Source organism: Micromonospora sp. WMMA1949 (assembly GCF_027460145.1).
Lineage (GTDB): Bacteria > Actinomycetota > Actinomycetes > Mycobacteriales > Micromonosporaceae > Micromonospora.
Window position 1 is genome coordinate 2,593,825 of the sequence record NZ_JAPZBG010000001.1, and the last position, 18,909, is coordinate 2,612,733.

Below are 18,909 nucleotides of genomic sequence, written 5' to 3' on the forward strand. Positions count from 1 at the left end.
GTCAGGGAGTCGGCGAGGGGGAGCCCGTCGGCGGCGTGGACGCCTGGCCGCCACAGGTGATCGTCACCTGGTCGTTCCACCAGGCGGTGCTTCCGGCCACCGGCGCCTGTGCCGTGACCGGACCCTGTCGGCCGGTGGCGTACCGGGGATAGAGCCCCGCCTCCACCAGATCGTCCGCGGCGTCGGAGCAGGAATGCGAGCCCACGTCGGGCACGCTGACGGCCGGCGCCGGCCCGGAGACCCACACGGTGACAGTGGTGCCGCGCTTCACCGGGGTGCCGGGGGACGGGGAGGCGCGCTCCACTGTGCGTCCGATGCCCGTACCGAACACCAGTCGCCAGCCGAGCCGGCGCTCGCGCAGGTCCCGGCGGGCCTGCTCGAAGTCGACGCCGACCACCTCGGGCACCGTGAGCCCCGCCGGGGCGCTGGTGCGCGTACCCGTCGGCGGGGCGGCGGTGGTCGGCGGCGCCGTGCTCGCGGAGGCCGATGTGGACGCGGCGTCGGCCGGTGCGGAGGCGCCCGGCACGGCGGGGCGCTCCGGGTCACCGGCCAGGATCCACCCGACGCTGGCGCCGATCACCGCCAGCAGGATCACGGCCAGACCACCGCCGAGGAACAGCCTGGCCCGCCCTGCTCCGGTGTCGTCGCCCGCCGGTTGCCGCTCGTCCGTCATGCTCCCCGCCCCGATCATCGACGACCGTGTCCATTGCTGCCGTACGGTCACGGCCCGTCGCTACGACTCGCCGCGCCGACCTCGGGACGTTACGCTCCCCCGCATGGTCAGACGGGGCTGGGGAGGATCGACAGCCGCCGCGCTCGGCGTCGCCGCCGGCGCGGGCGCCGCGCAGCTCGGTTTCGGGTACGGGCTGGGCATCATCGACTGGTCGCCGGCCGGTGCGGTACGGGACGAGGCCGCCTGGGTGGCGAGCCTCGCCTGGGCCACCTGGATCGCGGCGACCTCGGTCATCGTCGGGGCGGTCTGCGCCCAGCGCCTGCGCGGCCACGACGACGAGCCGCAGGGCGCGCTGCCCCGGCTCGGCCTGGCGCTCGCCGCCGGTGCCGGCGCGCTCGTCACCGTCCTGCTGGTGGCGGTTCCGGCGCGGGCCGCCCGGGTACCGGACGTCTCCGCGCCGCAGGCCGTCGCCGCCGCGTACGCGGGCGCGGGGCTGCTGCTCGGCGTGCTGCTGGCCGTCTGGGCGCTGCACACCCGTGCCGCCGCCACCAACCTGATCGCCACCACCGGCTGGCTCTGGCTGCTCGCCGTGGTGTCGGTGGTCGACGGGGTGGTCGCCGGCCGTGGCCTGACCACCGCCCAGCTCGGCATCTGGCAGATCAGCGCGGACCGTGGCGCGTTCTGGATCCGCGACTACTTCTACTGGCCCGGGGCGCTGCTGTCGGTGCTCTCCGCTCTGGTGATCGGCCTGGTGGCGGCCCGGCGAGCCGCCCGCGCACCGGAGATCCGGGTCGGCGCGGCGGCCTCCGGTGCGGCCGGACCGCTGCTCGTCGCGCTGGCGTACCTGCTCGCCGTGCCGCGCCTGGCCGGGATCGCCGCGGAACAGTTGTCGGCCCACCTGATCGCCCCGTACGCGGTGATCGCCGGCGTCGGCGGCTCGATGGTGGTGGCCGCACTGGCCCAGCGCGCCGAGCGTCGCGGCGTCGAGCGGGTGAAAGTGCCCCGTCAGCGCACCGGCGAGCCGGACGCCGTGGACAGGGAGCCTGCGTCGAGCGGCGAGAACACGGCCGAGCCGGGCGGAGAGCCGCCCCCGGACGACGTGACCCGGCCGATCGGGTCGGCGTCGGCGATCTCGGGCACGTCGGCGTCCGGCAGGTCGTCCAGGTCGGCGCCGGGCCGGTCGACGTCGGACTCTTCGGATCTCGCGACCGGTACGGAGAAGGCGCCGGACCCGTTGTCCGGTTCGTCACGGAACGGGGTGACGGAGGGCGAACCAGGCGCGGCATCGGGTCGGACGGAGACGGAGCGGGGTCGAGCCACGCGGTCCACCACCGGCCGCCGTGGACGCGCCGTGCCACCGCAGCGACAGCCCGACGCATCCGAGCAGGCCGTCCCCGCAGGCCCGCGCGACAAGGGCACGAACGCCGACGAGACGAGCCCACGGAGCACGACGCCGGGCGACTCCGCATCCCCGGCCGGCGCGCCCGACCAGGCCGACCCACCCTCGACCGAGAGCACCCCTCGCCGACGCCGCTGAGCCGACCCGCACCGCCCTGGCTCGGCTCGTCGATCTTGCAGTTATGGTCCCTCGGATGTCCTAAAAGGGAGGTTTGCGGGGGCCACAAGTGCAAGATCGACGGGGCGAGGCGGGCGGGGCGCGGGGCGGGAACGCGAGGGCTCAGTCGATGGGCCAGGTGTGGACCGGCTCGTTGGCGCGCTGCAACTCGGCGTACCGCTGGACCATGTGGCGCAGTGCTGCCTCCCGGTCCAGGCCCCGGTGCCGCTCGGCCGACCAGACCGTCTCCGTCTGCCAGACCGCACCGTTGCGGCCGGTACGGCAGCGGCCCTCGATCACGCCGAGCAGGCGGTCCCGCTCGGCCGGGGCGACACCGAACCGGTCCAGGCCCTCCGCGGCCACCGGCAGCAGCGTGTCCAGCACGAGCGTGGTCACCGGCACGTCACCGAGCCGGGGCCAGTGCAGGACCGCCTCGATGCCGCGCCGGGCGGCGGCGTGGAAGTTCTCCTCCGCCGAGCTGAACGTCAGCTGGCTCCAGATCGGACGGTCCGACTCGGCGAGACCCCGGGCCAGCCCGAAGTAGAACGCGGCGTTGGCGAGCATGTCCACCACTGTCGGGCCGGCGGGCAGCACCCGGTTCTCCACCCGCAGGTGCGGGCGGTCGTTCATGATGTCGTAGACGGGCCGGTTCCAGCGGTAGACGGTGCCGTTGTGCAGCCGCAGCTCACCGAGCCGGGGCACGCCACCGGCGTGCAGCACCTCGACCGGGTCCTCCTCCTCGCAGATGGGCAGCAGCGGCGGGAAGTAGCGGACGTTCTCCTCGAACAGGTCGAAGATCGAGGTGATCCAGCGTTCGCCGAACCACACCCGGGGGCGTACGCCCTGGGCCTTCAGCTCGTCCGGACGCGTGTCGGTGGCCTGCTGGAACAGCGCGATCCGGGTCTCCGCCCAGAGCTGCCGGCCGTAGAGGAACGGCGAGTTGGCGCCGACGGCGACCTGCACGCCGGCGATCGCCTGGGAGGCGTTCCAGTAGTCGGCGAAGCTGTCCGGCGCGACCTGGAGGTGGAACTGGAGGCTGGTGCAGGCGGCCTCCGGCGCGATCGAGTCGGTGTGCGTCCGCAGCCGCTCGACGCCGTTGATGTCCAGCTCGATGTCCTCGCCGCGGGCACCGACGATCTGGTCGTTGAGGACGCGGTACCGCTCGTTCGTGGAGAGGTTGTCGGCGACCAGGTGGCGCTCGGTGAGCGTGGGCAGGATGCCGACCATCATGATCGTCGCGTCGGACTTGGCGGCCCGCTCGTCGGCACGGCTGAGGCTGCTGCGGAGGTCCTGCTCGTAGTCGGCGAAGCCGCTGCCCTCGATCAGCCGGGGCGAGGCGTTCAGTTCGAGGTTGAACTGTCCCAGCTCGGTCTGGAACAGCGGGTCGGCGATGTCGGCCAGGATCTGGTCGTTGCGCATGGCCGGTTGGGCGACGGCGTCGATCAGGTTCAGCTCGATCTCCAGCCCGGTCATCGGGCGGTCGGCGTCGAAGCCGAAGTCGTCGAGCATCAGCGCGAAGACGTCCAGACATCGCCGGACCTTCTGCCGGTAGCGGACCCGATCCTCGCGGGAGAAGGCGCCCTGCTCGACGTCTCTGCCCATGTGTCCTCCCGGCGCTGGTGCGACGGAACCGTACCGTTCCGCAACGCATTGTGAACCATTCGCGTGGTGGGCGTAAGTGCGCCCGTCCCGCCACCCGCCTGGACGGGCGACAGGTCTGCACCTGTACCCCGTCGCCGCCCCCACCAGCGCTTCCGTACCGGAGAACTTCACGTGACGAGGCGCACCGCCGGGGCGTACGCGAGAAGGGCCCGCACCGTCGGCGGACGGTGCGGGCCCTGCGGGCCGGTGCCGGGCTCAGCCCTGGCGGATGCCCTCACCCTCGATCTCAATCTTGACCTTGCGGCCGACCAGGACGCCGCCGGTCTCCAGCGCCACGTTCCAGGTCAGACCGAAGTCCTCCCGGTCGATCTCGGTGGAGGCGGAGAAGCCGAAGATGTCCTGCCCGAACGGGCTGCGGCCGACGCCCTCGAACTCCACCTCGAGCTCGACCTGACGGGTCACGCCCTTGATGGTCAGCTCGCCGACGAGCACGAACTCGTTGCCGTCGCGGGACTTCACCTCGGTGCTGCGGAACTCCAGCGTCGGGAACTGCTCGGCGTCGAGGAACTCCGGGCTGCGCAGGTGCGCGTCGCGGTCGGCCTGAGCGGTGTTGATGCTGGCCGTTTGGATGCTGGCGGTGACCGAGGACTGCATCGGGTCGTCGGCGACGGTGATGGTGGCGGTGGCCTCAGCGAACTCACCGCGTACCTTGCTGACCATCATGTGCCGCGCGACGAAACCGACACGCTTGTGCGCGGCGTCCAGCACGTAGGTGCCGGGGGCGGGGATGGTGAGACCCTCCCAGTCGCGGGTAGTCGCCTCGGTGCTGCTGGTCATGATGTTCTCCTCCGGAGAAGAATGTTTAGGTGCCCAACGACTGACTGAGCAACTATAGCTACGACAATATTCCCCGTGTCAAGTGTTGCTAGGATGGTGGCGTGGACCAGAACGTGTTCGACGACCCCCGGATCACTGCCGTCGGCCTGCTCGTCGAGGCGCACGCCGGGCTCGCCGCCCGGTTCGCCGCCCAGTTCGAGGAGCACGGCCTCTCCCCGGTCGAGTTCGAGGTGCTGACCCGGCTCGCCCGCTCACCCAACAACCAGCTGCGGATGACCGACCTCGCCGCGCAGACCTCGCTCTCCACCAGCGGTGTGACACGCGTGGTGGACCGGATGGAACGGGACGGGCTGATCTGCCGGCGCGCCTGCCCGTCCGACCGGCGCAGTTCCTTCGCCGTGGTGACCACCGCCGGCCTGAGCCGCCTGGACGACGTCCTTCCCGGCCATCTGCGGATCATCGAGCAGTGGTTCACCAGCCAGCTCGACCCGGCGCAGCTCGCCGGGCTGCTGGACGGACTGCGCCGGGTCCGCGACGCGGTACATCCGGGCGCCACCGCCGGCAGCACCGAGCCGGCCGAGGACGCCGCCTGACGGCTCGACCCGCCGTCCGCTACCCGCCGGTCACCGGCAGAATGACCGGCAGAACCGCCAAACCGACCGGACAAAGTCGTCCGCATATGCCTGAATCGGTCGTCGCGCCTCGGTAGTCTTCCGGCAGCGGGGGGCACCGGGGGGTGCTGGCGCGAGCGTGGAGCGAGGGGCAGCACCAGGGGGCTACTTCGCTCGCGCCACCCCCGCGCCCTCCGCCTCCATGGAAGATCGCTCATCGCCCGCGCCGGGCCGACAGCGAGAACAACAGCTCCTCCTCCGGCGGCAGCAGGCTGACGCCGGTGACGCGCCGGGCCGCGTCCAGCCGGTCCAGCACCGCCGGGTCCCCGGTGCTGACCGCCAGCCCCACGAGCGCCTCGACCAGATCCCGTCGGTCGGCGACACCCTCCGCCGCGTCGGCCGCCGCGGCGAACCACTCCGCCGCCAGATCCCGGTCGCCCCGGTGCAGCGCCACGTGCCCCTCGATCAACCCGCGCAGCGCGTCCTCGGTGCGGGCGTCCCCACCGGCGCCGGGTGGGTCGAGCCGCTCCGCCGCCGGTGGCCGCCGCCGGCCCGGCACCGCGCCCGACGGCCACAGTCCGGCTGCGGTGGCCATCGCCTCGTCGGTTCGCCCAGCGTGCGCGAGCGCCAACCCGACCGCGCCGATCGTGCGGCGCCGCCGCCCGGGATCGCCCAGCTCCGCGAGCGCGGCCGCGACCCGGCGCCCCTGCTCGACCGCCTCGGCGTACCGGCCCTCCAGGCGGGTCAGCTCGGCCTGATCGGCCCGCGCCAGCACCCGCAGGCGCTGGTCACCGCACTGCGCGGCCAGGCGGTCGACGGTGGCCAGCCGCCGCCGGGCGCCGGCCAGCCGACCCTCGCGTACGTCGTGCCAGATGAGATGGGCCTGCGCGACGGCCATCTCGCGTACCCGGTGTTGCCGGGTGGCCGACGCCAGCGCCGCCTCGGCCTGCCCGCGTGCCTCGTCGTGCTCGCCGAGCGCGCGCAACAGCGTGCAGAGAACGGACCGGGCGGACAGCTCCCCGGTCACGTCACCCGCCTCGGAGAAGGTGACCAGGGCGGCCCGGGCCGTCGGCAGCTCCTCCGCCCCCGCGCCGTGTTCGGCCGCCAGCCGGGCCGCACCGAGCATGGCCCAGGCCCGCAGCGTGGGCCGGGCACCCGCGACACGCGGATCGGCGAGCAACCGCCGCAGCAGGCGCCGCCCGGAGACGTCGCGCCCACGCAGCCGCCACCATCGGGGCAGCGAGGCGGCGAGCAGCAGCGCCGTCTCCGGCGCGTGCTCGGCGGCGTACGCCAGCGCGGCGGTGATGTCGCTCGTCGCCTCGTCGAGCACGTGCACCGCGCCGGACATCTGAGCACCCACCAGCCCCGGTGCGGCGCGGTGGACCAGACCGGCGATCACCGACGCGTGCCGCAACCGGATCCGGGCGGTCTCGCCCTCGACGTCGGCCTGCTCGGCGGCGAAGTCACGGACCGCGTCCAGCAGACGGAACCGGAACGGCGCGGTGCCCCGGACGCTGAGCAGGCCCAGCTCGCGCAGCCGGTCCAGCATCGGCGCGGCGTCCCACCGCCGGCCGCCGTCGGCGAGCAGTTCCTCGGCCAGCTCCACGGACCAGCGGTTACGGAACGCGGACAGCCGCCGCAGCGCCGCGCGGTCGGCGGGAGCGAGCAGGTGATAGCTGGTCGCCACCGCCTCGCGCAACGTCACCGTGCCGGCGGACGGGTCGGCGGGTTCCCAGCCGGGGCGTACGCCGGTCAGGTCCAGGACCCGGTCGCCGTAGCGGTCGAGCAGCTCGGTCACGTCGAGGATGCGTCCCCGAGCCGCCATCAGCTCGATGGCCAGCGGCAGTCCGCCGAGCCGGCGCACCAGCGCGGCGAGCGCCGGCAACTCGGCTGCGGTGGGTGGTTCCCGGCGGGCCTGGGCGAGCCGGGCGGCGAACAGCGCGGCCGCGGGCCAGCGGTCCAGGTCGGCCGGGTCGGCGGGTTCGGCGCCGGCCGGCGGTACGTCGAGCGGCGCGACCGGCCGGACCAGTTCCCCGGGCAGCCCGACCGGGCGGCGGCCGGTCACCAGCACCCGCAGCGTCGGGGCGGCGTCGGTCAGAACGCGGAGCGCCTCGGCCACCGGCTCGGGTGCCCGGTCGACGGCGTCGACGAGCAGCAACGCCTGCCGGTCGCCGATCCGGCAGGTCAGGTCGGCAAGACGGTTCACGCCGAACATCGACGCCGACGCGGCGAGCACGTCGGCGGTGTCCGAGCCCTCGCCCACGAGCACCCCGGCCACGCCCGCCGGGTGGCGGGCCGCCACCGCGTGCGCGACTGTGACGGCAAGCGCCGTCTTGCCCACCCCGGCGAGCCCCACCAGGCTCACCACCGGGTACGCGTCGAGCAGGCCGGACACCTCCGCCACGTCCCGCTCCCGGCCGAGCAGCGGTACGGGCTGGGGCAACGCGATCGGCGGACCGTCGGCGGCACCGGTGGCGGGAGGGCGGGGTGCCGCGGGGCGGGCGGTGCCGACGAACTCCCGCCGCTCCTCACCGCTCAGGCCGAGCGCGTCGGCCAGCAGGTCGACAGTGGTGCGCTGGGGCCGGGTGGCTCGCCCTCGTTCCAGATCGCGGACCGTCCGTACGCCCACGCCGGCCCGGCCCGCCAGCTCGGCCTGGGTCAGGCCGACGGCGAGCCGGTGCCCGCGCAGCAGCTCGGACAGACCGGTACGACCGCCTGGGCCCCGCGCACGGTCATGATCCGGAGTCATGGGCACGAAGATTACGGATGGACTCCGACGCTCCACAGCCCATCGTCAACCACCCGACCGTCCACTGCCGATATCCGACAGGGCGCCGTCTGGGGCGTTCTCACATGCCGAGGTCGCGTGCGATGATCATGCGCTGCACCTCGCTGGTGCCCTCGCCGATCTCGAGGATCTTGGAGTCGCGCCAGAAGCGGGCCACCGGGTACTCGTTCATGAAGCCGTACCCGCCGTGGATCTGCGTCGCCTCCCGGGCGTTGTCCACCGCGACGGTGCTGGCGTGCAGCTTGGCGATCGCTGCCTGGCGCTTGAACGGCTCACCGGCGAGCATCCGCGCGGCCGCGTCGTAGTACGCCAGCCGGGCCGTGTGCGCCTTCATCTCCATGTCCGCGATCTTGAACTGGATGGCCTGGTAGTTGCCGATCGGCTGACCGAACGCCTGGCGCTCCTTGGCGTACTTGATCGACTCGTCCACGCAGCCCTGCGCCAGGCCGACGGCGAGCGCCGCGATGGCGATCCGGCCCTCGTCCAGGATGCGCAGGAACTGGGCGAAGCCCCGGCCGCGCTCGCCGAGCAGGTTGGCCGCCGGCACCCGGCAGTCGTCGAACGTCAGCTCGTGCGTGTCCGACGCGGTCCAGCCGACCTTCGAGTAGCCGGGCGCGACGGTGAAGCCGGGCGTACCCGACGGCACGATGATCGTGGACAGTTCCTTGCCGCCGTCCGGCCGCGTACCGGTGACGGCGGTGACGGTGACCAGCGCGGTGATGTCGGTGCCGGAGTTGGTGATGAACGCCTTCGAGCCGTTGATCACCCACTCGTCGCCGTCGAGGACCGCGCGCGTCCGGGTGCCGCCCGCGTCCGACCCGGTGCCCGGCTCGGTGAGCCCGAACCCGGCCAGCGCCTCACCGCTGAGCAGCTTCGGCAGCCACTGCGCCTTCTGCTCCTCGGTGCCGAAGCGGTAGATCGGCATCGCGCCGAGCGACACCGCCGCCTCCAGCGTGATCGCCACGCTGGAGTCGACCCGGGCCAGCTCCTCCAGCGCCAGGCACAGCGCGAAGTAGTTGCCGCCCATGCCGCCGTGCTCCTCCGCGAAGGGCAGCCCGAACAGGCCCATCTTGCCCATCTGACGGACGATCTCGTACGGGAAGGTGTGCTGCTCGTAGTGCTCGGCGATGGTGGGCGCGACCACCTCGCGGGCGAATTCCCGGACGCTCTCCCGCAGCGCCTGCTGCTCCTCGTCGAGCCGGAAGTCCATGTCGATCCTCCTGGAAAGGGCGGGCCGCCGGGCGCTCGTGACGCCGGGAGCGGCTGAAGCGTTAGGAGGGGCCCCTTTACATGCACCAGGCGTTAAGAGGGGGCCCTTCCTTACCGGGTCAGACGGGGGTGACGCCGTGCCGGCGCCGGGAGAAGTGCCGTTCCTTGCCGCGCGCGGCGGCGAACCTGCGTACCAGCTCGGCGCGCAGTTCGTGCGGCTCGACGATCGCGTCCACCACCAGCTCGCTGGCGAGGCGCACCACGTCGATGTCGCGCTCGTACTCCTCGCGCTTCGCGGCCACGAACGCGGCCCGCTCGGCCTCGTCGGAGATGGCGGCGATCTTGTTGGCGTAGACCGCGTTGACGGCGGCCTCCGCGCCCATCACCGCGATCTTCGCGGTGGGCAGCGCGATCGTGGCGTCCGGTTCGAAGCCGGGACCGGCCATCGCGTAGAGACCGGCGCCGTACGCCTTGCGGACCACCACACAGATCTTGGGTACGGTCGCCTCGGAGATCGCCGTGATCATCTTGGCGCCGTGCCGGATGATGCCCTGCCTTTCCACCGCGCTGCCGACCATGAACCCGGGTACGTCGCTGAGGAACAGCAGCGGCACGTTGAACGCGTCGCAGAGCTGCACGAACCGGGTCGCCTTGTCGGCCGAGTCGACGAAGAGCACGCCGCCCTTGAACATCGAGTTGTTGCCGACCACGCCGACGACCTCGCCGTTCAGCCGGCCGAACCCGATGGTCAGCTCCTTGGCCCACAGCGCCTGGATCTCGAAGAAGCTGCCGGAGTCGAGCAGACCCTTGACGTACCGGCGCATGTCGAACGCCTGCCGCTCGCTGGCCGGGACCAGCGCGGCCAGGTCGGCCTTCTCCGGCGCGGCCACCGCCTCGGCGGCCGGTGGGTCCTGCTTCCAGTTCGACGGCAGGTAGGACAGGTAGGTCCGCACCACGTCGAGCGCGTCGTTCTCGGTCTTGCAGAGGAAGTGACCCACGCCGGACTCGGCGCAGTGCACCTTCGCGCCGCCCATCGCCTCCAGCGTGGTCTTCTCGCCGGTGACCATCTCGACCATGCGGTCGGAGCCGAGGTACATGCTGGCGTTGCCGTCCACCATGGCGACCACGTCGCAGAACGCCGGGATGTACGCCCCACCCGCCGCGCTCGGCCCGAACAGCGCGCAGACCTGCGGGATCGAGCCGGAGGCGCGGACCTGGTTCCAGAAGATCTTGCCTGCGCCGCGGCGGCCCGGGAACAGGTCGACCTGGTCGGTGATCCGGGCGCCGGCCGAGTCGACCAGGTAGACCATCGGCACGCCGGTCGCGTACGCCCGCTCGATGATCCGGATGATCTTCTCGACGGTACGCGCGCCCCAGCTGCCGGCCTTGACCGTGGAGTCGTTCGCCATCAGGCAGACCTGGCGGCCGTCGATGGTCGCGGTGCCGGTGACCACGCCGTCGGCGGGCAGCCCGTCGGCCATGGCGTTTGCGTAGAGCCCGTCCTCGACGAAGGAGCCCTCGTCGACCAGGTACGCCACCCGCTCGCGGGCGAACAGCTTCCCCTTCGCCGCGTTGGCCGCGTGGTACTTGTCCGCACCACCGGCGCGGGCGCGCTTGCGCAGCTGCTCCAGTGCCTCACCGTCGAGCGTCACGCCGACTCCCGTTGCCACCGCCCGCGCAGGGCGCCACCGACCTGAACGATCGTTAGGCTACCCCACCCGCACCACCTCCGGCACCCCGCCGCACCCCCGCACTCCATTCACCCCCGCTCATTTCGTTGATCAAGGAGATCGTGTCCCCATTCGGGCGCCCGGAGGACACAAACTCCTTGATCAACGGGGCGGGCAAGGGACGGGGGTCAGGACGGGAGGGGGGTCAGGCGGGAGCGCGGCCCGGCCCGGAGGACTCCGGACGGGAGCTTCTTGCCCACCAGGGACTCGGCCAGCTCGGCGGCAGCGATCAGGGCGTCCAGGTCGATGCCGGTGTCGATGCCCATGTCGTGCAGCATGTGCACCGCCTCCTCGGTGGCCAGGTTGCCGCTGGCACCCGGGGCGTACGGGCAGCCGCCGAGGCCGCCGACGCTGGCGTCGAACTCGGTGACGCCCAGTTCCATCGCGGTGAGCATGTTCGCCAGGGCGGTACCCCGGGTGTTGTGGAAGTGCAGCAGCACCGGCAGGTGGGCGTTGCGGTCCCGGACCGCCGTCACCAGTTCGCGGACGCGCCGGGGCGTACCCATGCCGGTGGTGTCGCCGAAGGCGACGCGGTCCGCGCCGTCGCGGGCGACCCGGTCGACGATCGCGGCCACCCGGCGGGGGTCCACGTCGCCCTCGTAGGGGCAGCCGAAGCTGGTCGCCACGATCACCTCGGCGGTCGCGCCCGCGCCGTGCAGCAGGTCGATCAGCTCGGCGATGTCGTCGAGCGACTCGTCGGTGGAGCGGTTGACGTTGCGGCGGTTGTGCGTGTCGCTGGCCGAGACCACCACCTCGATCTCGGTGAAGCCCGCCGCCAGCGCCCGCTGCGCGCCACGGGTGTTCGGCACCAGGGCCGAATAGCGCACCCCGCCGACCTTCTCCGCCCGCTGCCACACCTCGTCGGCGTCGGCCATCTGCGGGATCGCCTTCGGGTGGACGAAGGAGACGGCCTCGATGCGCCGCACCCCGGTGCGGGACAACGCGTCGAGCAGCCGCACCTTGGCGTCGGTGGGGATGGGCTCCTCGTTCTGGAGCCCGTCCCGTGGACCGACCTCACGGATGCTCACGGAGTCCGGGAGTTCCGCCATCAGATTCACCTCACTGGGTCGAAGGTCAGCGCATCCGGGAGACGATGCCGGTGTCGTAGTCGCCGGAGAGGAACTCCGGGTTCTCCAGCAGCTCGGCGAAGAACGGCAGGTTGCACTTGGGGCCGGCGATCTCGAACTGGGCCACCGCCGCCCGCGCCCGCCCGACCGCCTCCTCGCGGGTGTCCCCGGTGAGGATCAGCTTGGCCATCAGGCTGTCGTAGAACGGTGTGACGGTGTTGCCGGCGACGTAGCCGGAGTCGACGCGTACGCCGGTGCCGGACGGCTCGTTCCAGGTGGTGATCGCGCCCGGGCCGGGCAGGAAACGCTTCGGGTCCTCGGCGTTGATCCGCAGCTCGATGGCGTGCCCGCGCGGGGTCAGCGCGTCCGGGTCGAACGTCGGCGCCAGGCCGGCCGCCACCCGCAGCTGCTCCTCGACCAGGTCGACGCCGTAGACGTACTCGGTGACCGGGTGCTCGACCTGCAGCCGCGTGTTCATCTCCAGGAAGAAGAACTCCTGCGTGGACGGGTCGAGCAGACATTCCACGGTGCCGGCGTTGCGGTAGTTCACCGCCTCGCCCGCGCGTACCGCGGCGGCCAGGAAGCGCTCGCGCAGCTCGGGCGAGACCGCCGGGGACGGCGACTCCTCGACCAGCTTCTGGTTGCGCCGCTGCACCGAGCACTCCCGCTCGCCGAGCGCCACCACCCGGCCGTCGGCCAGGCCGAGGATCTGCACCTCGACGTGGCGTACCCGGGGGAAGTACCGCTCGATCAGCACCGAGCCGTCGCCGAACATCCGCTCGGCGAACGCGCGGACCTTGTCGTACTCGGTGCGCAGCGCCGCCTCGTCGGCGGCCACGCCCATGCCCATGCCGCCGCCACCGGCGGCGGCCTTGACCATCACCGGGTAGCCGATCTCCGCGGCGGCCGCGACCGCCGCGTCCAGGTCGCCCGCCGGTTCGGCGGTGCCGGGCGCGACCGGCACGCCCGCGGCGGCCATCAGGTTCCGGGCGTTGATCTTGTCGCCCATCGCGGTGATCGCGTCGGCGCCGGGCCCGACCCAGATCAGGCCGGCCCCTTCGACGGTACGGGCGAAGTCCGCGTTCTCGGACAGGAAGCCGTAGCCGGGGTGGATCGCCTGCGCCCCGGTGCTCCGGGCGGCGTCGAGGATCGCGTCGGCGTTCCGGTAGCTCTGCGCCGGGTTCGCCGGGCCGACACAGACCGCCTCGTCGGCCTCGGTCACGAACGGCAGCGCGCCGTCGGCCTCCGAGTGCACCGCGATCGTCCGGATCCCGAGCCGCCTACCGGTACGGATGATCCGCCGCGCGATCTCCCCCCGATTCGCGACCAACAACGATTCGATCATCTTCTGCACGGACGTGACCCCTTCTCGACGTGAAGCCGGGGTCCCTTCTTAACACGCGTTAAGGTGCGCGCGGCGTGTCAGGTCGGGTCGGTGGGCGCGAGCAGGGCCGCAAGGGTCGCGCCGCGCAGCAGTTCGGCCCGGCGCCGGCGATCCACCTCGCCGCCGAGGAACGGGGTCGAGTTCATCAGACCGAACGCCGCGTGGGCGAGCACCCGGGCCTCGCCGTCGGGCAGGCCGGGGTGCAGCGCGGTCAGCACGGTGACCCATTCCTCGACGTACATCCGCTGGAGCCGGCGGATCCGGCGGCGCGGCTCGTCCGGGAGGCGGTCCAGTTCGTGCAGGTGCAACGCGATCACGGCCGGGTTGGCCAGCGCGAAGTCGACGTGGAAGTCGATCAGCGACTCCAGCGCGGCACGCGGATCGCCCGGGTGACCGGCGGCGCGTTCCCGCCCGCCCGCGAGCAACCCCTCACTCACCGGGATCAGCGCGGCGACGAGCATCGCCTCCTTGCCGGCGAAGTGGTGGTAGAGCGCCGGCCCGGTGACCCCGGCCGCCGCGCCGATGTCGTCCATCGACACACCGTGGTAGCCGCGCGCCGCGAAGAGGCCGACCGCGATCTCCAGGATCTCGTCCCGCCGGGACCGGCGCCGGGCCGCGCCCGCCGCCCCCCGTGCCTGCTGTTCCACCGCCACCGGGCCAGCCTAGACCTCGTGTTCGCGCTGGGGCAGCCGCGGTTACCCAACGGTTGCCCCAGCCCGCCGCGTCAGTCCTCCTCGATGCCGTGGTCGGCGCGGATCTTCGCCGCCTCGGCCTCCCGGCCCTGCTCGTCGAGCGCACGGGCCAGCAGCCAGGCGGCCTGCGTGGCCGGACGGGAACCGCTGGGCAGCCCGCCGAGGACCGGGCGCAGCAGCCCTTCGGCCTGCTCCGGGCGCCCGTCGCGCAGCAGCAACTCGCCGGTCAGCACCTCGACCTGCGCCGCCTCGCCGAACGCCTCGATCGACCGCAGGCGCTCCGGTACGCCGGCCACCCGGTCCAGCGCGGCGGTGAGCCGGTCCTCGCCGATCAGCACCCGGGCCACCGCGTCGTCGGCCATCGCCCGCTCGTACGTCACCACGGGACGCTCGTCGGCCCCGGCCGGGAGCGCGGCCGCCGCCTCGTCCACCCGCTCGATCGCGGCGACCGCGGCCGGCAGGTCACCGGACCAGTGCAGGGCGAGCAGTTCCCGCCGCCGGGCCCGCAGCTCGTCGACCTGGAAACCGGCCAGCCGCCAGGCGGTCGCCGCCGCCGCGAACCGCTGCGCGGCCAGGGCGTCCCGGTCGGCGTCGTAGAGCAGGCCGCCGGACTCCTCCAGCACCTGCGCGCGGTGGGGGAGATTGTCCGGCCCGTCCAGGTTGTCGGCGAGCGTGTCGAGCACCGCGAGCGCCAGATCCGTCTCGCCGAGACCCGCGTAGATGCCGGACAGCATGTGCCGGCAGCGGTCCGCCTCGGCCTGCGCGCCTGCCCGGTCGAGCCCGAGCACCGCCTCCTCGGCCACCTCGGCGGCCTCCGCCAGCCGCCCGGCGACCCGGTACGCGTCGGCCAGCTCCCAGCGCAGCAGCGCGTCGCCCTCCAGCCCCTGCTCGACGCAGAGGGTGACCGCCTCGGCCAGATCCTCCACCGCCTCACCGGCCCGGTCGGCGGCCATCAGCGCCCGGCCCCGGGTCACCCGCAGCGGCAGGTACGCGCCGGCCGGCGCGACCGACAGCGCCTCGTCGCAGGCGGCCACCGCGTCGGCCGCGTCGTCGGTGGCCCGGGCGTACGCCAGGCAGGCGCCGGTGAGCATCTCGGCGTCGCCCAGCTCGCCCGACAGCCGACGGGACCGCACCGCCGCCTCCCGGAACTCCTCGGCCCGCTCCAGCTGCTCCAGCACGTGTGTGCGGTGCAGCGCGACCCGCCCCGCGAGCCACGGATCGGCGTCGGCCTCCGCCTCGGCCCGGTCCAGCGCGTCGAGTGCCTCCGCCCACCGCTCGCCGTGCACGTGGGCCAGGGCGAGCCGGTCCCAGCCGGCGGCCCGGTCACGGGGTCCGCCGTGCTCGCTCAGGTAGTCGGCCGACTCCCGGGCCAGGGTCAGCCCTTCGTCGGCGCTCTCCTCGACCATGCTGAGCAGCACACCGAGCCGGCCGGCCACGACCTGGGCGCGCAGCGGGTCCGGCACCTCCCGCCACGCGGCCAGCGCCTCCTGGTTGACCTCGATCGCCGCCGGGACGCTGTCGTCGTCCTGGGACAGCTCACCGGCCCGCAGCTCCAGCCGCCAGGCCCGGGTGGTCGGGGGCAGGTCGGCGTCGCCGAACCGCTCGTCGTACGCGTGCAACGCGGCGACCAGGCCGTCCCGGCGGTTGGTGCGCCAGCACTCCTCGGCCAGCGCGAGCAGCTCGTCGGCACCGGCGTCGGCGGGCACCGTCACCGGCTGCGGAGAGGTCGCCGGGCCGTCCGGCCCGGTACGCGGCGCGGGCACCGTCGGGCGGCGCAGGCTCGCCGACAGCGGCAGGTGCTCACCGACCGGCCCGGCCGCCAGCTTGCGGGCGATCAGGCCCGACTGGTGCGTGGTGCCGTTGCGGGCGTCGAAGCGCTCGGCCAGCGCGGTCGCCGTACCGGCCAGCTCGTCGGCGAGCACGCCCACCGGCACGTCGGCCGCCGGTCGCTCGCCGGAGGCGCGGCGGTGCACTGTCAACTCGGCCGGCACCTGACGCAGCGCGGCCGAGGCGGCGGCCGCGAAGTGCATCGCGGCGGCCGGGGTGGGCGCCCGGTCCAGCCAGTCCAGGTGCCGCTCGACCAGTTCCAGCGCGCGGGCCTCGTTGCCGGTCACCGTGCAGAACTCGACGTGCTCGCCGATGTCCCACAGGTCGGCGAGGTGCCCGCGCACCCGCCGGTACGCCTCCCGGTGCGCGTCCCGCGCCGCGTCGGTCCGGCCGGTCTCGCGGTAGGGCGTGAGCAGCGCGGTGAGGATCCCCTGCGGCTGCTCGCTACAGGTCAGCCGCCCGGCGAGCACCGGCTCGGCCAGCGCCACCGCCTCCTCGTGCCGGCCGTGCCGCGCCAGGTGCGCGACCTGCGTGGTCGGGTCACACCCGGCGCAGTCGGACAGCGCGTCCCGGGGCGTGGTCATCCACTTGCGGTACCACTGCTCCGCCGCCTCGTCGTCGCCCAGGTGCGCGGCCACCAGGTAGCGGTGCTTGTAGACGGCCTGCAGCGAGTGCCCGGAGTCGCGGTAGCGCCGTTCCATGTCGTCGAGCACCGCGTACGTCCGGTCCAGCGGCAGCTCCGGGAACTTCACCATGGCGTTGACCATGTACTTGAAGAACCAGAGCAGCTGGTGCGTGTAGCGCTGGTGGTAGGGCTGCGGATCCTTGTCGTACTCGGCGAGGCACCAGGAGAACGTGACGAAGGACTTCGCCGGTTCGCCGCCGTAGACGTACGCGGTGGTGCCGGTGACCCGGGCGGCGAAGGCGAGGTGCCGGTCGTCGCCCGCGTCGGCGCGCCGCAGCAGCTGTTCCAGCGCGGCGATCTGCCCCGGCCCGTACGGCATGGATTCGATCTCGTGGTGCATCCGCCAGAGGTCGTCGTCAGTCACGGATCTCTCCCGGTACGGCCCGGCCGAGCAGGCCGAGGAAGGAACTGTTCAGCAGTGCGGCGTCGGCCGCCCGGATCGGGTGGTGCCCGAGCAGCAGGGCCTGCCCGTAGAGCGCCTCGACGGCCAGCCCGACCAGTTCCGGGTCGGCGAGCGTGGTGACCCGGCGGACCAGCGGGTTGCGGTGGTTGAGCACCAGTTGCGGGCGGTCCGGCGGGGCGGAGGCGGCGAGCGCGTCGAGCACGCCGCCCCACAGCTCGTCGGCCCGGTCCCGGCTGGCGGCGAGCTGGTCGTGGAACGCGGCCGAGCGGGACACCAGGTAGAGCGCCGGCAGCGAGACCGGGTCGTACGCGCGGATCACGACCTCGCAGCCGAGCCGTTCCAGGGCCCGCTGCGCGGCGGTGAGGAACGGCCGCAGGGCCAGCTCGGTCGCCGGGTCGAGGATCTCGAACCGGGTGGTCAGGTCGCTCGGCTCCAGCCGCTCGATCAGCACCGAGCGGTCCACCGCGGGCAGTCGCTCGATCAGCTCGGTGTCGTACGTGTAGCCGCCGTTGACGACTGCCAGGTCCTGCGCGGCGGCCACGGCGGCGAGCTGGCGGAACTCGTCCAGGCTGGCGGCGTACCGGAGCACGCCGTGCCGCTGCCGGAACTCGGCGAGCGTCATCGTGCCGACGTTGGTGTCCATCGGCCACCACTGGTCGACCAGCCGCAGCATCTCGTCGTCGTGGATCGCGAGCGCCTTGACCCCGAGGTGGTGCACCTGGAGGAACTCGCCGAGCCGGCGCGGGTCGTGCTTGGCGAGCCGGACCAGCCACCCGCGGATCTGGTCGCCGAGCGCGTCCCGGACGGAGGTGAGCAGCGTGTCCTCGTAGAGCGCCTCGCGGCTGGCGGTGGGCCGCAGCTCGCTGGCGTCGATCACGCAGTGGGCGAAGAAGGCCCACTCCGGCAGCAGCCCGTCGGCGTGCTCGCTGAGCAGCATCCGCTTGAGGTAGACCCGGTGCCCGGCCCGGGCGGCCGGGTTCACCGCGGCGGGCAGGATGAACGCCACCCCGGTGAGGCCGGCCTCGGGCACCGACAGCGGCACCACGTCGAACGGGGCGAAGCCGAGCAGCTCCTGCGCGTACCGCTGGAGCGCGGCCCGGTCGACAGGCGCCCCGGGTGTGGTCGGCCACGGCGGCGGGCCGCTGGTGGTCGGCGTGTCACCGACCCGGACGTCGACCGGCAGCAGGCTGCCGTAGAGGCGGGCCAGTTCGGTGACGGTGGGTACGCCGAGCCACTGGTCGGCGTCGCGCCGGGGCACCAGCGTCACTGTGGTGCCCGGCTCGTCGCGGGTCTGTTCCGGGTCGGCGAGCCGCACCGCGTACCGCCCGTCGGACCAGCCCGTCCAGAGCACTGTGGGCTCGTCGGCGTGCCGGGTGACCACCCGGATCTCGTCCGCGACCAGGAAGCAGGAGAGCAGGCCGATGCCGAACTGGCCGAGGAACTCGTGCCGGGAGAAGCCCAGCTCGTCGCGCTTGGAGCTGCGGCCGATGGTGGCGAGCAGTTCGTGCACCTGCGACTCGGTCAGGCCGATGCCGGTGTCGTACACGCGCAGCGTCCCGTCGCCGGTCAGCTCGGGCGGCTCGATGCGGACCCGGGCCGGGGCGTTCGGCTCGGTGGACCGGCGCGCGGTGATCGCGTCGACGGCGTTTTGCAGCAGCTCGCGCACGTAGACCCGCGGACTGCCGTAGAGGTGATGACTGAGCAGGTCGACCACGCCACGGAGGTCCACCTGGAAGGTGCGGTCCAATCGCGCTCCCGGTTCGGATTTTCGGCGCTCACCGTACCGGTCAGCGCCGACAGTGTCCGTCCCGTTTCATCCCTCCCCCTCCCGCCGACCTCCCCGCCG

12 protein-coding genes and 1 pseudogene are annotated in these 18,909 nt (G+C 73.3%); 2 read left to right on the forward strand and 11 right to left on the reverse strand.

Annotated elements, in window-relative coordinates; all coding sequences use genetic code 11:
• Position 1: 1 nt before the first annotated feature.
• Positions 2 to 673, reverse strand: coding sequence for a PASTA domain-containing protein (locus tag O7607_RS12260; RefSeq protein WP_269703233.1), 672 nt, complete (start codon positions 671 to 673; stop codon positions 2 to 4).
• A 103-nt stretch (positions 674 to 776) separates the two neighbouring features.
• Between O7607_RS12260 and O7607_RS30470 the strand changes: the two are divergent.
• Positions 777 to 2,006: pseudogene (locus O7607_RS30470) on the forward strand (hypothetical protein); the annotation flags it as partial.
• A 345-nt stretch (positions 2,007 to 2,351) separates the two neighbouring features.
• Here the strand turns inward: O7607_RS30470 and O7607_RS12270 are convergent.
• Together O7607_RS12270 and O7607_RS12275 are read right to left on the reverse strand one after the other, a co-directional pair.
• Positions 2,352 to 3,830 carry a glutamate--cysteine ligase gene (locus O7607_RS12270; RefSeq protein ID WP_269703235.1) on the reverse strand — a complete coding sequence of 493 codons (1,479 nt, stop codon included), beginning with the start codon at positions 3,828 to 3,830 and terminating at the stop codon, positions 2,352 to 2,354.
• Positions 3,831 to 4,085: 255 nt separating this feature from the next.
• On the reverse strand, positions 4,086 to 4,667 hold the full coding sequence (locus tag O7607_RS12275) for a YceI family protein (protein ID WP_269703236.1): 582 nt from the start codon (positions 4,665 to 4,667) through the stop codon (positions 4,086 to 4,088).
• 101 nt (positions 4,668 to 4,768) lie between these two features.
• Between O7607_RS12275 and O7607_RS12280 the strand changes: the two genes are divergently transcribed.
• Entirely contained in the window at positions 4,769 to 5,260 is a 492-nt protein-coding gene (locus O7607_RS12280) for a MarR family winged helix-turn-helix transcriptional regulator (RefSeq protein WP_269703237.1), read from the forward strand.
• 232 nt (positions 5,261 to 5,492) lie between these two features.
• Here the strand turns inward: O7607_RS12280 and O7607_RS12285 are convergent, their stop codons facing one another.
• From O7607_RS12285 to O7607_RS12320, 8 genes are all read right to left on the reverse strand, one after another.
• Positions 5,493 to 8,027 carry an ATP-binding protein gene (locus tag O7607_RS12285; protein ID WP_269703239.1) on the reverse strand — a complete coding sequence of 845 codons (2,535 nt, stop codon included), beginning with the start codon at positions 8,025 to 8,027 and terminating at the stop codon, positions 5,493 to 5,495.
• Positions 8,028 to 8,127: 100 nt separating this feature from the next.
• Positions 8,128 to 9,276: an acyl-CoA dehydrogenase family protein gene (locus O7607_RS12290; protein ID WP_269703241.1), complete on the reverse strand. Its 1,149-nt coding sequence runs from the start codon at positions 9,274 to 9,276 to the stop codon at positions 8,128 to 8,130.
• 118 nt (positions 9,277 to 9,394) lie between these two features.
• Entirely contained in the window at positions 9,395 to 10,927 is a 1,533-nt protein-coding gene (locus O7607_RS12295) for an acyl-CoA carboxylase subunit beta (RefSeq protein WP_269703242.1), read from the reverse strand.
• A gap of 206 nt (positions 10,928 to 11,133) precedes the next feature.
• Positions 11,134 to 12,054, reverse strand: a complete 921-nt coding sequence (locus O7607_RS12300) for a hydroxymethylglutaryl-CoA lyase (RefSeq protein ID WP_269703245.1) — start codon at positions 12,052 to 12,054, stop codon at positions 11,134 to 11,136.
• A gap of 25 nt (positions 12,055 to 12,079) precedes the next feature.
• Complete coding sequence (locus tag O7607_RS12305) at positions 12,080 to 13,417, reverse strand: acetyl-CoA carboxylase biotin carboxylase subunit (RefSeq protein WP_269706955.1); 1,338 nt, start codon at positions 13,415 to 13,417, stop codon at positions 12,080 to 12,082.
• A gap of 77 nt (positions 13,418 to 13,494) precedes the next feature.
• Positions 13,495 to 14,109, reverse strand: a complete 615-nt coding sequence (locus O7607_RS12310; RefSeq protein WP_120572441.1) for a TetR/AcrR family transcriptional regulator — start codon at positions 14,107 to 14,109, stop codon at positions 13,495 to 13,497.
• 71 nt (positions 14,110 to 14,180) lie between these two features.
• The gene (locus tag O7607_RS12315; RefSeq protein WP_269703247.1) at positions 14,181 to 17,024 is read right to left on the reverse strand and encodes a hypothetical protein; all 2,844 of its coding nucleotides are present in this window, start codon (positions 17,022 to 17,024) and stop codon (positions 14,181 to 14,183) included.
• On the reverse strand, positions 17,017 to 18,810 hold the full coding sequence (locus tag O7607_RS12320) for an HSP90 family protein (protein ID WP_269703249.1): 1,794 nt from the start codon (positions 18,808 to 18,810) through the stop codon (positions 17,017 to 17,019). Before O7607_RS12320 ends, O7607_RS12315 begins: the two co-directional genes overlap by 8 nt.
• Positions 18,811 to 18,909: the final 99 nt, after the last annotated feature.

Bases quoted from the DNA above. Each gene is read 5' to 3' on its own strand.
- O7607_RS12260 (WP_269703233.1), bottom strand. From the start codon at position 673: ATGACGGACGAGCGGCAACCGGCGGGCGACGACACCGGAGCAGGGCGG.
- O7607_RS12270 (WP_269703235.1), bottom strand. From the start codon at position 3,830: ATGGGCAGAGACGTCGAGCAGGGCGCCTTCTCCCGCGAGGATCGGGTC.
- O7607_RS12275 (WP_269703236.1), bottom strand. From the start codon at position 4,667: ATGACCAGCAGCACCGAGGCGACTACCCGCGACTGGGAGGGTCTCACC.
- O7607_RS12285 (WP_269703239.1), bottom strand. From the start codon at position 8,027: ATGACTCCGGATCATGACCGTGCGCGGGGCCCAGGCGGTCGTACCGGT.
- O7607_RS12290 (WP_269703241.1), bottom strand. From the start codon at position 9,276: ATGGACTTCCGGCTCGACGAGGAGCAGCAGGCGCTGCGGGAGAGCGTC.
- O7607_RS12300 (WP_269703245.1), bottom strand. From the start codon at position 12,054: ATGGCGGAACTCCCGGACTCCGTGAGCATCCGTGAGGTCGGTCCACGG.
- O7607_RS12305 (WP_269706955.1), bottom strand. From the start codon at position 13,417: ATGATCGAATCGTTGTTGGTCGCGAATCGGGGGGAGATCGCGCGGCGG.